Genomic DNA, 14362 nt, shown 5'->3' on the forward strand with positions numbered 1-14362 from the left:
GAAGAAGACCGTCGTCCGCAAGGGCCGCGAGAACTACCTCTGCCTGCTGAACCTGCAGGAGATGGTTCAGGCGGCGCAGCTGGGCAACGGCGACCTGATCGGCATGGCCCTGGCCAGCCGCTGGGCGATGCACAGCCGCGATGGCGACATGACCGGCGGCGACTATCCCGGCTGGCTGCCCGGCCTGTTCGCGACGGGGCCGAGCCATCAGGCCAGCGCCGCCAATCTGGTCGACCGGCGCGGCGAGTGCGTGCACGCCGCCTGCCCGCACTACCGCGCCTGCTTCGTCGAGAAGACCATCCGCGCGAGCCGTAGAGCCGATCTGGTCGTCGCCAACCATGCGCTGGTCATGAGCCAGGCCGCCTTCGACGGCGCCCGCTCGGCGCGCGGCCTGAAGCAGGACGGCGAGACGGCGGCGCTGAAGCGCATCGTCTTCGACGAGGGCCACCACCTGTTCGACGCCGCCGACAGCGCCTTTTCCGCTTGCCTGTCCGGTCAGGAGGCGGCCGAGCTGCGCCGCTGGCTGCGCGGTCCGGAGGGGCGCGGACGCCGCGGGCGCGGGCTGGAGCAGCGGCTGGGCGACCTGTGCGCCGACAACGAGGCGGCGACCAAGGCGCTGCAGGACGCTGTCCGCGCCGCCGCCCAGCTGCCCGGGGAAGGCGTCTCCGGCCGCATCGCCCCGGCCTCCGGCGAAGTGAATCCGGTCGGGCCGATCGAACGCTTCCTGCTAGCCGCGCTGGAACAGCTCCGGGCCCGGACCAGCGAGAACGCGTCCGGCAGCGGCGTCGAATTCGGCATGGAATGCTCCCTGCGCCCCGTCACCGAGCCGGTGCTGGAAGCGGCGCGCGAGGCGGCGCAGGCCCTGGCCGCCGTCGAGGCCCCGCTGCTGGCCCTGTCGCGGCATCTGGAAGATATCCTCGACGACGAGGCGTCGGAGCTGGACGGCGCGTCCCGGGCCCGCATCGAGGGGGCCCTGCGCGGCCTGGACCGTCGCGCCCGCATGACCCTGCCCGGGTGGCGCTCCATGCTGGCGGCGCTGGAGGTGTCGTCCGACGAGCCGGACCCCGACTTCCTCGACTGGCTGTCGGCCGAGGCCGCCTTCGGCCGCATCATGGACGTGGCCCTGCGCCGCCACTGGATCGACCCGACGGTGCCGCTGGAGGCGGCGGTGATCATGCCCGCGCACGGCGTGCTGGTGACCAGCGCCACCCTGTCCGACCCCAACGCCGACGATCCGTTTGACATGGCCCGCCTGCGCACCGGTTCCGCGCGGCTGATCGAGCCCGCGCGGACGCTCAAGGTCGAAAGCCCGTTCGACTACGCCGCCAACAGCCGGGTCATCGTCGTCAACGACCTGATCAAGGACGACCCGCGCCAGACGGCGGCGGCGATGCGCGAACTGTTCCTCGCCGCGGGGGGCGGGGGCTTGGGCCTGTTCACCGCCATCCGGCGGCTGAAGGCGGTCTATGAGCGGCTAGGCCCCGATCTGGCGAGAGCGGGCATCCCCCTCTACGCCCAGCACGTCGATCCGCTCGAGGTCGGCGCGCTGGTCGACGTGTTCCGCGCCGAGCAGGACAGCTGCCTGCTGGGCACCGACGCCGTGCGCGACGGCGTCGACGTGCCCGGCCGCAGCCTGCGCATCCTCGCCTTCGACCGCGTGCCCTGGCCCCGCCCTGACCTGCTGCACAAGGCGCGGCGCCAGCGGTTCGGCGGCGACGGCGCCGGAGGCCGCAATTTCGACGACGCTCTCGCCCGCGCGAAAATGGCGCAAGCCTTTGGCCGCCTGATCCGGCGGGCCGACGACAAGGGCGTGTTCGTCATGCTCGACGCCGCCGCCCCCACCCGGCTCTTCGCCAGCCTGCCGCCGGGCGCCGAGGTGCAGCGGATGGGACTGGCCGAAGCCGTCGAACAGGTCAGCGCGTTTCTGTCCTAGTTGAGCTGCGGCGCTTTCGCGTTACTTGAGCGCGGAAAGCACGCGCGCACTGTAGCGTCCGCTGGAGCCCCGATGACCGACGCCTCCCACACGCCGACCCGCCATCCGCGCCGGGGCCTCGTCCTGCCTTTCATCATCGTTGGCGTGCTGCTGGCGGCGTGGACCGGCTGGTGGTTCTTCCTCGTGCGGCAGGTCGAGACCCAACTCGATGTCCAGGTCGAGCGGCTGAGGCAGGACGGCTGGACCATCACCCACGCGACCCCGGCCACGACGGGCTGGCCGTTCCGCGCCCGCGTCTCCATTCCCCACGCGAGCTTCCTCGCGCCCTCCGGCCACGGCGTCGCCGCGCCGGAGCTGATCGCCGAGGCCAACGCCTACAACCCCGACCGCTGGGTGGTGATCGCACCGGATGGCCTGACCCTGACCCGTCCGGACAAGGGCAAGGTCGGCATCGACGGCGACGGCCTGCGCCTCAGCGTCAGCCATCTGCGCCAACGCTTCCCCGACCTGAGGGTCGAGATGATCCGCCCGACCTTCACCGCTCACCAGGACGCCGAGCCCTTCCCGATCGCCTCGGCCGAGCGGGTCCTGCTCAACGTGCGGCCGCACGTGAATGGCGGCGACGAGACCACGGACGCCATGGACGTCGCCTTCGAGCTCGCCGATGCGCGCGGACGGCCGGGCGGCCCAGTCGAGGGCGCGACACGGCAGGGACGGCTGACCGCCCGGCTGGAAGGCACGGTCCAGAACGCCAGCCGTCTCGCCGGCATCGACAGCGCCGGCGTCTTCTCCGCCTGGACGGCGGCGGGCGGCCGCTTCACCGACATCCGCGGCGAGCTGGCGGCGGGCGACAGCCGCGCCCGCATCGAGAGCGACGGCCTGGCCGCAGCCCCCGACGGCCGACTGCAGGGGCAGGTCTCCCTGCGCGCCGAGCGGCCGATGGCGGCCATCGCAGGACTGGCCGGCTCCCGTTCCGGCGCTGTCGATCGCGCCGGCGCCGCCGGGGCCGCCGTGGCGGCCGGCGCCGAGGGCGGAGAGGGCGTCGATCTGGTGATCCAGTTCCGCGACGGCCGGACCTGGCTCGGCCCGTTCGCCCTCGCCCCCGCGCCGAAGCTGTTCTGATGCTGGTCGAGCCCGAGCCCGACGCCGAACGGCTGGCCCTCGACCGGGCCCTGGCCAACGCCGTCCGCGCCCGTCTGGCCGCCGGCCCGCGCCAGCGGCCGGACGCGGAGGCCATCGCCGTGCGGCAGACCCTCGCGGGCGAGCCCGCCCCCGCCTCCGCCTTCCTGCGCGCCGTGCTGGGCCGGATCGACGCCGCCTCGGGCGCCCCGCTGGTGGTCTGGGGCGCGGCGGCCCAAACGCTGGCGGCGGATCGGTTCGGCCTGACGGCGCGCGCCGCCGCCGACCCGGAGCAGGGGCTGGCCGCCGTGCGCGACGGGGCCCGGGCGCTGATGGAGCTGACGCCCTCCTCGGCCTGGTGGGGCCGTCTGCTGGCCGAGCCCGCGCTGCGGGTGATCGCCGCGCTTCCCGACGACGCCCACGGCCTTCCCCGCGCCCTCATGGTCCAGAAGGCCGAATCGGGCCCGACCGGCGACGACCGCACCTTCTGGGCCACCGACAGCGCGGCTCCGGTGGCCCGGATCGTGGACGCCCTCGCCGAAGCCGGCCTCGCCGCCAGCCCGCTGATCGCGGCGGGCGGCTTGAAGCTGTTCATGTTGGCGGGCTATGTGCAGGCCGAGGACGGGCGGCTCGCATCCGCGCCCGGCGGGCTCAGCGGCGTCATCGGCGCGGCGCCCCAGTTCTGAAAGCGCCCATGACCGACGCCTCGCACGACGCCCCGAAGCCTAAGCCCGGCATCCTCGACATCGCCCCCTACGTCGGCGGCAAGTCGCGCATCGAGGGCGTGGCGGAGCCGATGAAGCTGTCTTCCAACGAGAACGCCCTCGGCGCCGGCGAGAAGGCGCGCGAGGCCTATCAGGCGGCGCTGAAGAACATCCACATGTACCCCGACGGCCGGGCCAACAAGCTGCGCGACGCGGTGGCGGTCCATCACGGTCTGGAACCCGAGCGGCTGATCTTCGGCAACGGCTCGGACGAGGTCTTCGCCCTGCTGAACCAGACCTATCTGACCGCCGGCGACAACATCGTCAGCGGCCAGTACGGCTTCCTCGCCTACCGCATCAGCGCCTTGGCCAATGAAGCCTCTGTCAAGCTGGCGCCTGAACCCGACTTCAAGCTGACGCCCGAAGCCGTGCTGGCGCAGGTCGATGACCGCACCCGCATTGTCTACGTCTCCAGCCCGTCCAATCCGACCGGCAGCTACAACACCGCCGAGGAAATCCGTCGCCTGCACGAGGGCCTGGGCCCTGACGTCCTGCTGGTCGTCGACGAGGCCTATGCCGAGTTCGTCACCGCCCCTGATTGGGAGACCAGCTTCCCGCTGGCGCGCCAGGCGGACAACATCGTCGTCACCCGCACCTTCTCCAAGATCCACGGCCTCGGCGGCCTGCGCGTCGGCTTCGGCTATGCCCCGCTGAAAGTGGCCGAGGCGGTCGACCGCATCCGCCTGCCCTTCAACGTCTCGGTGCCCGGCATCGAGGCCGCCGTCGCCGCCCTCGGGGACGAGGCGCACCAGACCGCCTCGCGCGAGCTGGTCGAGACCTGGCGCCCGCGCCTGACCCAGGCTATCCGCGGCTTCGGCTTCGACGTCTTCCCCAGCGCCGGCAACTTCGTGCTGGTCCGCTTCACCGACGCGACGCGCAACGCCGCCGCCGCCAACGACTACCTGAACTCGAAGGGCATCATCGTCCGCCCCGTCGGCGGCTACGGCCTTCCCGACTGCCTGCGCATCACCGTCGGCACGGAAGACCAGAACCGGGCCGTGATCGACGCGCTCAGCGAGTTCGCAGCGGGCTAGACGGCCTGTCTCCTCCCCATTCGCGTTGCGGATGGGGAGGTGGCGCGCTTCGGATACGAAGCGTGACGGAGGGGGCGGTGCAGGCCTCTCCCCTTGTCCGCCAACCACCCGCCGCCGGCATCGCCCCCTCCGTCTCCTCGCGATGCTCGGAGCCACCTCCCCATCGCGGACCGCGATGGGGAGGAGACGGCGAACTACTGCCGCTTGAACACCCGGCTCGCCGCCCAGCCTGTGAAGGCCGCCAGCAGCACGCACAGCATGCCGTAGCTCCACGGCCGGCGGTGGGCGAACTCGAAGATGTCGCGCTCGATGCCGACCTTCTCGACCGTCAGCGTCAGATTCGAGACCGAGACCGGTTCGCCGTCCTGGAACAGCCAGACCTCGGCGAAATACTGGCCGGTCGGCGCCACCGCGGGCAGCCTGACCTCGGCCCGAAACAGTCCACGGTCGACGAATTCCACCCCGTCCGGATCGGTGTCGTACAGCGCTGCCGCCTCGCGCAGGCGGATCACCGCGCGGCGGAAATCCAGATAGTCCTCGCCCAGCCGACTGACGACCACGTCGCGCACGCCGTAGCGGGTGACGGTCCGGCTCTCCTCCGGCGCATTGATCCTCAGGTGGTCGACGCCGACGCCGAGGCGGCGCAGCTGGCCGAAGTCGGCGATGTCGGACAGCGGCCGGGTCGAGGCCGTCATGTAGAAGCCGGGAGCGCCCTCGAACAGCACCGGGCGGCTGTTCAGCCAGACGCCCGTGTTGCGCGTCTTCTTGACCACCCGCACCGGGGCGTCTGGCCCGCGCACGACCACAACGACGTCGGCGGGCGTGACCCCGGGATTGAACACGGCCCCGTACAGCACGATCGAGGCGCCGCGGAAGCTCGAGTCGACCATCACCCGCGCATTGGTCAGGGCGGCCGCGACGCGCACCTGATCGGTCGTGCCGACCGACCGCTCCGGCGCGGGCGCGACGACGGCCGGCGGCGGGGGAGGCAGCGCCTGCATCATTCCGCCACCCCCGGCGCGAAGCCGAACAGGTCGGAAGGGCGCACGAACAGCTCCAGCCCCATCTGCACGCCGACGACCAGCACGATGACCGCCAGCACGGCGCGCAGCTCTTCGGCCCGGAACCGGCCAGACCAGCGCGCCCCGTACTGGGCCCCGACCACGCCGCCGAGCAGCAGGAGGGTGGACAGCACGATGTCCACGGTCTGGTTGCGACCGGCCTGCAGGATGGTGGTCATGGCCGTGACGATGATGATCTGGAACAGGCTGGTGCCGACCACCACCCCCGCCTTCATCCGCAGGACGTAGAGCATGGCGGGCACCAGGATGAAGCCGCCGCCGACCCCCATGATCGCCGACATCACCCCGACGAAGGCCCCCAGCCCGAACGGCGGAATGGCGCTGATGTAGAGGCCGGAGCGCGGAAACCGCATCCGCAGCGGCAGGCCGTACAGCCACAGCGGCCTGCGCCGTTCGCGGTGCGGAGCCACCTCCCCGCGCACCCGGCGCAGGATCTGGCCGAGGCTCTCGTACAGCATCAGCGTGCCGATGGCGCCGAGGAACAGCAGGTATGACAGCGCCACCGCCAGGTCCGCCTGTCCGAGCAGGCGCAGGTAGCGGAACAGCTCGACCCCCAGTAGGGCGCCGAGCACGCCCCCCGCGGCCATGACGCCGCCGATGCGGTAGTCGACCGCCTTCTGGCTGGTGTAGCTGATCACGCCCGAGGTCGAGGAGGCGACGACGTGGCTGGCCTGGCTCGCCACAGCCACCGCCGGGGGGATGCCGAGGAAGATCAGGATCGGGGCCATCAGGAAGCCGCCGCCGATCCCGAACAGGCCGGACACGAATCCGACCGCCGCCCCCAGCAGCACCAGGAGCGGCCAGTTCACCGAAACCTCGGCGATCGGCAGATAGATATCCAAAGGACGCGCCTTCGGCTGGAACTGAAGCGGAGCGCCGGAAGGCGACGAAGACTTGTCCTAGACGCCCCGGGCGGCGCCCGCCACCCGCCGCGCCTGAAAGGTCAGGCCGCCGCCGTCAGGCCAGCGGTTCGACCTCGAAACGATCGGCCTCGGTGGTGGCCTTCGAGCGGACGGCGAACGGGATCGTGCCGCGCAGGCGTTCGACCGCCGACTGGGCGTCGCCGTCGCCGGCCCGCGCCGCGATCAAGTACCATTTGTAAGCCTGCTCCGGATCAGGGCGGATAGCCTCGTCGCCCGACTCGTACAGCTTGGCGACGTTGTACTGGCTGTCGACCAGACCCTTCTCCGCCGCCTTGCGCAGCCAGGTCAGGGCCGCGGCCTGATCCTTCGGACCGCCGGCGCCTTCGAACAGATACATGCCATAGGCGTGCATGCCCTTGGCGTCGCCCGTCTCGGCGGCGCGGCGGGCCCACAGGCGCGCCTCGGAAGGGTTGACGGCGACCCCGTTGAGTCCGTCCTGATACAGGCCGGCCAGATGCAGCTGGGCGGGCGCGTAGCCGGTGGCGGCGGCGCGCTTCAGCGTCTCGAGGCCGCTCTCGGCCCCCGCGTCCATCAGCTCGATCGCCTGGGTGTAGAGCTCCGCGCCGCGCGCCGGGTCGCTCGCCGTCGGGAGCACGGCGAGGGCGGCCACCGGACGAACCTCTTCGTTCCCGAAGTCCAGACCGGGCAGCTTCATCCCGGAGCCGTTGAGCTGCCCGGTCGCATAGGCTCCGCCGCCGGTCAGCAGGACTGCGATGGCCGAAGCGCCCAGCGCCTTGCGCACCGTGCCGCCGTCCCGCGAGGCCTGCTTGTCCAGCCGCTCCTGCAGCTTTGATTTGCCGCCCCGCTTCAGACCGAAGCCGCTGCGCGCCGGGGGCTCCGCCGGCTCGGGCGAGGCCATGGCCGCGCGGGCCGCGTCGATGGCCTGCCGCGTGGAAGCCGCGCGGCCCTGGGCGGCGGCGGCGCGCAGGACGCGGGGATCGACGAACTCCGTCTCGGCGGCGAAATCGTCCGGATCGGCGAAGGCTTCGGGCGCCGTCGCCTCCAGCGCGTCCGACACGTCGGCGCCGCCGAAGCCCTGGCCAAAGGCGAAGGGCGGGGGGGCGGGTTGGGCCGGCGGCGCGGCGGCGGGCGGGGTTTCGACAAGCGGCGCGGCCTCTGGCGCAACCGGGGCAGCAGACGCTTTCGGCTCGACGGGCGACGGCGCTGGCGCGGGCGCGGGGTCGGCGACCCGGCTGCCGAACGGGGCGCTTGGGGTCGTCGGGGCGTCCGCGTCCACGCGCGGACCGCGCATCACGGCATCGAAGATGGCGTCGGCGGTCAGGACCTCGTCCCGGTCATCCGACATCTCCACGGGCGGTTGAGGGGCGGGTTCAGGCTCGGGCGGCGCCAGGTCAGCGGACCAGGCCTGCTGCTCGGCGAAGGCCGTGTCCTCGTAGCCGTCGTCAAGGAACACCGTCGGGGCCGGAGCAGGCGTCGGCATGGGCGCCGGGACGGGTGTCGGAACGGGCGCGGCCGGCTCGTATTCCGCGAACGGCGTGTCCGGGAAGGCGGCGTCGGGAAAGGCGGCGTCTGGGAAGGCCGCGGCCCGCCAGTCGGGCTCGGCGGTGAAGGCCGGCGCCGGCGCGGGTTCGGCGCGACGCTCGATGCTGCCGCGCGCCTCGGCCAGCAGGGCGGCGGTGCGCTCTTCCGACAGGCGCATGCGCTCGGCCAGTTCGCCCGACGCGCGATTGTAGCCCTGCTCGATCTTCGTGGAGCTGTCGGCCAGACGGCGGCCGATGTCTTCCAGCGCCTGCTGCGAACGCCGCTCCGATTGAGCGATTCGCTCGCTCAGCCGATCGGAGATGCGCGTGATTTCGCCGCCCAGCTTCTCCAGCGCGAGGGCGTTGCGGTCGTCCGCCGCCGTCAGCCGCTTCTCCAGCCGTTGCTCAAGCCGCTGCTCCACCCCCTGGGCCAGCTCGCCCATGCCGGCGTCGACCTTCTGCGCCAGACCCTGGGCCAGCTCGCCGATGCCGGCGTCGACCTTGCGCGCCAGATCCTGACCCAGCCGCTCCAGGCCGGCCGACTCGCCCGCCTCGATGGTCTCGACGCGCCCGTTGAGGTTCTGGGCGATGCGCAGGACCTCGCGGCCCATGGCCTCCACCGCCCGGGCGGACCGCTCTTCCGAGGTCTTGACCTGATCGCCGATCGACAGGAAGGCGCGCTCGATGCGCTCGATCCGGCCCTCGGTCTCGGCGGTGTCGAGCCGCCGCATCATTTCGGCGCGGTTGCCCTCGACCTGACGGCTGAGGGTCTCCGCCAGCTTCTCGAACCGGGCCGCCTCGCGGGCGCTTTCGGGCTCGATGCGTCCCTCCGCCGCCCGCAGCCGCTGATCGAGACCGGCGAACGACCGCTCCAGCCCGCGCAGCGCCTCGGTGGTGCGGGCCTGCGCCTGATCCAGCCGCTGGCTGACCTGGGCGAGCACGTCGGCCCCCACGCCCGGGCCGGCGGTCTTCTCGACCGCGTCCATCCGCAGCCGCAGCTCGTTGGCCCCGGACCGCTGGCGCTCCTCGATATCGTACAGCCGACCCGCCAAGGCTCCGAGCGCGGTCTCGACCTTGCCAAAAGTCTCGGCCGTCTGCGGGCCCGACTCCTGCTCGAACTTGCGCAGGCGGCGATGGCCCTCGCGCAGCTCTTCCGCGATGTCGTCGAGGCGACGGCTCTGCGCCTTCCCGGCATGATCCTGGCCGTCCAGACGGCGAACGAGGCCGGAAACCGCCTGATCGACGCCCTGGATCGCGACGGTGGAGCGGCGCTCGGCGGCTTCAAGGCGGGCGGCGATGGCGTCGATGGAGGCGGCGAGCCGCTGGAAGGATTCGTCGTTCCCGCCATAGGCGTCGTCCATGCGGCGGCTGCGGCCGCGACGCTCGTAGCTGTCGGCGGCGTGCGGGCGGCGGCTCAGCGGCACGACCCCGTCATCGTCGTCGCCGTCTTCCATGATCATGGTGTTGAGCCACTCGCCCAGCGTCATGCCGGAGCGACGGGCCAGATCTTTCGCGATCTCGCGCGCCTTGGGCTCTATGCCCTTAACGCTCCACGGCGCGGCTGCGCTCACTGATTCGCTCCCGACCTACTCAACCAAACGCTAGACGCCAAGATCATGCGTGTAAACGTGTGGTTAACCCCAAGATGTAGCGGTATCCCCAGCTTCCTGTGGAAACCGCCGACAGCCGATGAATATCTCGGGCCGACACGGTTAACGCCGGGTGAAGATTAACCCCTCAGCAAGAACTCGGCCTTGCCTTCGACGGCGTGGCGCGCCACCTCCGCGCCCATGGACCTGCCCGTCACTCTCGCCCTGACCGCCGCCTGCATGGCGCTGGCCGTGTTCGCGGGCTGGCGCGGCGCCCGGCCGTGGGACCCGAGAGGCGGGGTCCGGATGGCGCCATGGCGGCTCATCATGGTCATGGCCGGCGCCGCGGTCTTCATCCTGCTGATCCATGTCGGGACCCTGCTCGGAGTGCCGCAGCGGGCGTACTGAGAGGAACCGCCGTCGGCCTTGACCATTCCTGATCCGACCCCGAACCGGAGAGATGGCCCATGGCTGACAAGACCCTGACCCCCGAAGAAGCCGAAGCGGCGTTCTGGGAACATCTCAGGAAATCGAACACCGGCATGCTCGGCCTCGACCAGCCCGGCTACCACGCCCAGCCGATGACCGCCTTCCGCGAGGAGGAGACCGGCACGATCTGGTTCTTCACCCGCGACGACACCGATCTGGCCAAGGACGCGACCGTCGGCGGTTTCGGCCAGAGCGCCATGTTCCACTACGGCTCGAAGGACCAGAACGTCTGGGCCTGCATCCACGGCACTCTGTCCGTGCACGGTCAGGACCGCGAGATCATCGACCGCTACTGGAACCCGATCCTCGCCGCCTGGTACCCCGAGGGCAAGGACGACCCGCACCTGACCATCCTCCAGTTCGAGGCCGACGACGGCCGCATCTGGGTCAACGAGGGCGGCTTCTTCAAATTCTTCTACGAAGTCGCCAAGGCCAACGTGACGAAGACGCTGCCGAAGGCGGGCGGGGTCGCGGACGTCAATCTGCAGTAGGGATGAGGGATGAGGGGCTAGGGATTAGCAGCCTTGGCGGGCGTACCTAACGGTCCGGCGCGAAGCTCGGCGAATCCTAATCCCTCATCCCTAATCCCTAATCCCTCTCTGAGAAGCACCACGCCAGCACCGCCTTCTGCGCGTGGATGCGGTTCTCGGCCTCGTCCCAGACCAGCGAGCGCGGGCCGTCGATGACCGCGTCGGTCACCTCTTCGCCCCGGTGGGCCGGGAGACAGTGCAGGAACACGGCGTCGGGCGCGGCGGCCTCCATCAGACCATCGTCTACGCCGTAGCCCTCGAACGCCTCCAGGCGCTCCTCGTAGTCGCCGTCGCCCATCGACACCCAGGTGTCGGTCACGACGACATCCGCCCCGGCCACCGCTTCGCGCGGATCGCTGGTCAGGCTGACGCTGTCACCGCCCTTGGCCAGGTCGTGCAGGTCGGGGTGGTAATCCGGCGGACAGGCCACGCGCAGATGGAATCCCAGCAGCGGCGCGGCGTGGATGAAGCTGTGGCAGACGTTGTTGCCGTCGCCGACCCAGGCCACCGTCTTGCCCGCGATCGGCCCGCGATGCTCCTCGATGGTCATGATGTCCGCCAGGATCTGGCACGGGTGCGAGCGGTCGGTCAGGCCGTTGACCACCGGCACGGTCGAGACCCGGGCGAACCGCTCGACGTCCTCGTGGCTGTTGGCGCGGATCATCACGGCGTCGACCATGCGCGACAGCACCCGCGCCGTGTCCTCGACCGGCTCGCCGCGGCCCAACTGCATGTCGCCGGCGTTGGCGATGATCGCGGAGCCCCCGAGCTGACGGATGGCGGCGTCGAAGCTGAAGCGCGTGCGGGTCGAGTTCTTCTCGAACACCATGGCCAACACGCGGTCCTTAGCCGGAGCGTCCGCATCCGGCCGCCCCTGCGGCCAGCCCTTGCGCGCCGCCTTGCGGGCGTGGGCGTCGTCGAGGACGCCGCGCAGGTCTTCCGCGCTCAGCCGGTGAATGTCGAGGAAGTGGCGGGTCATCTCTCTGCTCCGCTCAGGTCGCCATCTTGCCGCGCGCGACTTCGCAGGTGCGCTCGAACCGCTCGACGGCCTCGCGCGCCTCTTCCAGCGTCAGGTTCAGCGGCGGCAGGATGCGGACGCAGTTGTCGCCGCCGCCGGCGACCAGCAGCTGCTGCGTATCGCGGGCCCAGCCCATGAATTCGCGGTTGTTCGGGACCAGCTTGACCCCCAGCAGCAGGCCCTTGCCGCGCACGTCCACGATCACGTCGGGGAAGCGCTCCTTCAGCCCATGCAACTGCTGCTTCAGATAGCCGGCGATCTCGTTGACGTGCGCCAGCGTCTCAGGCTTCGAGATCTCGCCGAAGGCCGCCTGACCGACGGCCATGGCCAGCGGATTGCCGCCGAAGGTCGAGCCGTGGGCGCCGACCGTCATGCCCTTGGCCGCTTCGGTCGTCGCCAGACAGGCGCCGATCGGGAAGCCGCCGCCCAGCGCCTTGGCCACCGCCATGATGTCAGGGGCCATGTCGCCCCACTCGTGGGCCCACAGCTTGCCGGTCCGGCCCATGCCGCACTGGACCTCGTCGAAGATGATCAGCACGCCGTGCTCGTCGCACAGCTCGCGGAGCCCGCGCAGGCAGACTTCGGGAATGGCGCGGCAGCCGCCCTCGCCCTGCACCGGCTCGACGATGATCGCCGCCGTCGTCGGGCTGGCGATCGCCGCCTTGATCGCCTCGTGGTCGCCGAAGGTCAGCTGGTGAAAGCCTTCCATCTTGGGCCCGAAGCCTTCGGTGTAGCTGGGGTTGGCCGCCGCGTTGATGGCGCCGTAGGTGCGGCCGTGGAACGAGCCGTCGAAGCCGTAAATGTCGATCCGCTCGGGCTGGCCGTTCGCCGAGTGATATTTCCGCGCCGTCTTCAGCGCGCACTCGACCGCCTCGGTGCCCGAGTTGGTGAAGAAGACGACGTCGGCGAACGACTTCTCGCACAGGGCGTCGGCGAGGGCTTCCTGACCCGGAATCTTGAAGATGTTCGAGACGTGCCACAGCTTCTCGGCCTGGTCCTTCACGGCCTGGACGAGGATCGGATTGGCGTGGCCGAGGGCGTTGGTTGAGATGCCCATGACGCAGTCGAGATATTCGGTCCCGTCCGTGCTCCACAGACGCGCGCCCTGACCGCGCTCCACCTCCAGCGGCGCGCGGTTGTAGACACCCATCAGATGGTCGGTGGACATGGGCAGGCCTCCAAAAGCGAGACGGCCCCGGCGCGGGTGAGCGTCGGGACCGCCTGAAAAGGGTCCGGTCTTGTCGGACGGAGGCATCCCTTAGTCAACACCGGAACCCGTCGCGAGCGGACCGGTTGACCGGACAAGGAAGGAGCCTCCCCATGTCCAACCACCCCGCCCCTCAGGATCAGCCCGTGAAGGGTCCCGACGACCTCGAGCGCAACCCCGGCATCGGACAGTCGCCGGGACTGGACCGCCAGCTCGGCCTTGAAGAGATCGAGGGCGACAGCACCGTCGAGGGCGATACGGAGAACAATGCGGGGCCCGGCGGCGCGGTCGATCCGGACGACCGGGGTCGCGAGAACCCCTAGCTCTTCAGCCGCCAGCCCGAGCGGAACACGCCCCAGCAGGCCACGGCGGCCGCCAGCGTCAGGATCGCGCTCATCGCCACCCCGATCCAGACGTTGCCCTCCGCATGGCCGATGAAGCCGTAGCGGAAGCCGTCGATCATGTAGAAGATCGGGTTGAAGTGGCTGATTGTCGCGAACGGCTCGGGCAGGTTGTCGACCAGATAGAAGGTCCCGCTGAGGAAGGTCATCGGCATGATCAGGAAGTTCTGCACCGCCGCCAGCTGATCGAATTTCTCGGCCCACAGGCCGGCGAACACGCCCAGCATCCCCATCAGCAGCGAGGCGGTGAGGCTGAACCACAGGATGGCGGCCAGATTGCTGACGCCCAGCCGCGCGAAGGGCAGCACGCACACCGCCGTCACCAGCCCCACGACGATGCCCCGCGTGGCGGCCCCCAGCGCGAAGCCGATGGTCAGCTCCAGCGGGCTCAAGGGGGGGGTCAGGAAGTCGGTCGAGGTGCCCATGATCTTGGCCTGGATCAGGCTCGACGAGGCGTTGGCGAAGGCGTTGTTCAGCACCGCCATCATGATCAGGCCTGGCGCGACGAACTCGGCGAAGGGTGTGCCGTGCAGCGGCGGCCGCGCGCCCTTCAGCGCCACCACGAACACCAGCATGTAGAGCAGGGTCGTCACCACCGGCGCCGCCACCGTCTGCGCCCCGACCTTCCAGAACCGCCGCACCTCCTTGAGGTACAGGGTCTGCACCCCGATCCAGTTGACGCCGTCGTAGCGGCGCGGCTGCGGGACGCTGGTGGTGCTCAGGTCGGTCATGGGGGGCAGATGCGCGGTCGGGGGCGGGGATGCAAGGGGAGCCGAGGGATGAGGGATGAGG

Annotated in this window: 13 protein-coding genes; 7 read left to right on the plus strand and 6 right to left on the minus strand. The window is 70.8% G+C overall.

Annotated elements, in window-relative coordinates; translation table 11 throughout:
- From VGB60_RS06860 to hisC, 4 genes are all read left to right on the plus strand, one after another.
- A partial coding sequence (locus tag VGB60_RS06860) for an ATP-dependent DNA helicase (protein WP_331037521.1) occupies positions 1–1933 on the plus strand: 1933 nt, incomplete at its 5' end.
- Positions 1934–2005: 72 nt separating this feature from the next.
- On the plus strand, positions 2006–3055 hold the full coding sequence (locus VGB60_RS06865) for a DUF2125 domain-containing protein (protein WP_331037522.1): 1050 nt from the start codon (positions 2006–2008) through the stop codon (positions 3053–3055).
- On the plus strand, positions 3055–3738 hold the full coding sequence (locus tag VGB60_RS06870; RefSeq protein WP_331037523.1) for a hypothetical protein: 684 nt from the start codon (positions 3055–3057) through the stop codon (positions 3736–3738). The genes VGB60_RS06865 and VGB60_RS06870 overlap by 1 nt, the downstream gene beginning before the upstream one ends.
- Positions 3739–3746: 8 nt before the next feature.
- Positions 3747–4850 (plus strand): histidinol-phosphate transaminase, encoded by a 1104-nt coding sequence (hisC, locus tag VGB60_RS06875; protein ID WP_331037524.1) that lies wholly within the window; start codon positions 3747–3749, stop codon positions 4848–4850.
- 194 nt (positions 4851–5044) lie between these two features.
- Here hisC and VGB60_RS06880 read toward each other — a convergent pair whose 3' ends face one another.
- From VGB60_RS06880 to VGB60_RS06890, 3 genes are all read right to left on the minus strand, one after another.
- Positions 5045–5854, minus strand: coding sequence for a TIGR02186 family protein (locus tag VGB60_RS06880; protein ID WP_331037525.1), 810 nt, complete (start codon positions 5852–5854; stop codon positions 5045–5047).
- The gene (locus VGB60_RS06885) at positions 5851–6774 is read right to left on the minus strand and encodes a sulfite exporter TauE/SafE family protein (RefSeq protein ID WP_331037526.1); all 924 of its coding nucleotides are present in this window, start codon (positions 6772–6774) and stop codon (positions 5851–5853) included. The genes VGB60_RS06880 and VGB60_RS06885 overlap by 4 nt, the downstream gene beginning before the upstream one ends.
- A gap of 115 nt (positions 6775–6889) precedes the next feature.
- A complete protein-coding gene (locus VGB60_RS06890; RefSeq protein ID WP_331037527.1) occupies positions 6890–9907 on the minus strand; it encodes a hypothetical protein in 3018 nt (1005 codons plus the stop codon).
- 183 nt (positions 9908–10090) lie between these two features.
- On the opposite strand from VGB60_RS06890, the gene VGB60_RS06895 reads away from it, so the two are divergent.
- Both VGB60_RS06895 and VGB60_RS06900 read left to right on the plus strand, forming a co-directional pair.
- On the plus strand, positions 10091–10333 hold the full coding sequence (locus tag VGB60_RS06895) for a hypothetical protein (protein ID WP_331037528.1): 243 nt from the start codon (positions 10091–10093) through the stop codon (positions 10331–10333).
- A 59-nt stretch (positions 10334–10392) separates the two neighbouring features.
- Complete coding sequence (locus tag VGB60_RS06900; protein WP_331037529.1) at positions 10393–10905, plus strand: pyridoxamine 5'-phosphate oxidase family protein; 513 nt, start codon at positions 10393–10395, stop codon at positions 10903–10905.
- 97 nt (positions 10906–11002) lie between these two features.
- Here the strand turns inward: VGB60_RS06900 and argF are convergent, their stop codons facing one another.
- Together argF and VGB60_RS06910 are read right to left on the minus strand one after the other, a co-directional pair.
- Positions 11003–11923 carry an ornithine carbamoyltransferase gene (argF, locus tag VGB60_RS06905; RefSeq protein WP_331037530.1) on the minus strand — a complete coding sequence of 307 codons (921 nt, stop codon included), beginning with the start codon at positions 11921–11923 and terminating at the stop codon, positions 11003–11005.
- Positions 11924–11936: 13 nt separating this feature from the next.
- Entirely contained in the window at positions 11937–13130 is a 1194-nt protein-coding gene (locus VGB60_RS06910) for an aspartate aminotransferase family protein (RefSeq protein ID WP_331037531.1), read from the minus strand.
- Positions 13131–13282: 152 nt separating this feature from the next.
- Here VGB60_RS06910 and VGB60_RS06915 point away from each other — a divergent pair, with 152 nt between their 5' ends.
- Positions 13283–13492, plus strand: coding sequence for a hypothetical protein (locus tag VGB60_RS06915; protein ID WP_331037532.1), 210 nt, complete (start codon positions 13283–13285; stop codon positions 13490–13492).
- On the opposite strand, the gene VGB60_RS06920 is transcribed toward VGB60_RS06915, so the two are convergent.
- Positions 13489–14301 carry an ABC transporter permease gene (locus tag VGB60_RS06920; RefSeq protein WP_331037533.1) on the minus strand — a complete coding sequence of 271 codons (813 nt, stop codon included), beginning with the start codon at positions 14299–14301 and terminating at the stop codon, positions 13489–13491. The two genes, VGB60_RS06915 and VGB60_RS06920, sit on opposite strands and share 4 nt — an antisense overlap.
- Positions 14302–14362: the final 61 nt, after the last annotated feature.

Source organism: Brevundimonas sp. (assembly GCF_036399195.1).
Classification (GTDB): Bacteria; Pseudomonadota; Alphaproteobacteria; order Caulobacterales; family Caulobacteraceae; genus Brevundimonas.

Bases quoted from the DNA above. Each gene is read 5' to 3' on its own strand.
- VGB60_RS06910 (WP_331037531.1), bottom strand. From the start codon at position 13,130: ATGTCCACCGACCATCTGATGGGTGTCTACAACCGCGCGCCGCTGGAG.
- hisC (WP_331037524.1), top strand. From the start codon at position 3,747: ATGACCGACGCCTCGCACGACGCCCCGAAGCCTAAGCCCGGCATCCTC.
- VGB60_RS06915 (WP_331037532.1), top strand. From the start codon at position 13,283: ATGTCCAACCACCCCGCCCCTCAGGATCAGCCCGTGAAGGGTCCCGAC.
- VGB60_RS06920 (WP_331037533.1), bottom strand. From the start codon at position 14,301: ATGACCGACCTGAGCACCACCAGCGTCCCGCAGCCGCGCCGCTACGAC.
- argF (WP_331037530.1), bottom strand. From the start codon at position 11,923: ATGACCCGCCACTTCCTCGACATTCACCGGCTGAGCGCGGAAGACCTG.
- VGB60_RS06865 (WP_331037522.1), top strand. From the start codon at position 2,006: ATGACCGACGCCTCCCACACGCCGACCCGCCATCCGCGCCGGGGCCTC.
- VGB60_RS06870 (WP_331037523.1), top strand. From the start codon at position 3,055: ATGCTGGTCGAGCCCGAGCCCGACGCCGAACGGCTGGCCCTCGACCGG.
- VGB60_RS06900 (WP_331037529.1), top strand. From the start codon at position 10,393: ATGGCTGACAAGACCCTGACCCCCGAAGAAGCCGAAGCGGCGTTCTGG.
- VGB60_RS06880 (WP_331037525.1), bottom strand. From the start codon at position 5,854: ATGATGCAGGCGCTGCCTCCCCCGCCGCCGGCCGTCGTCGCGCCCGCG.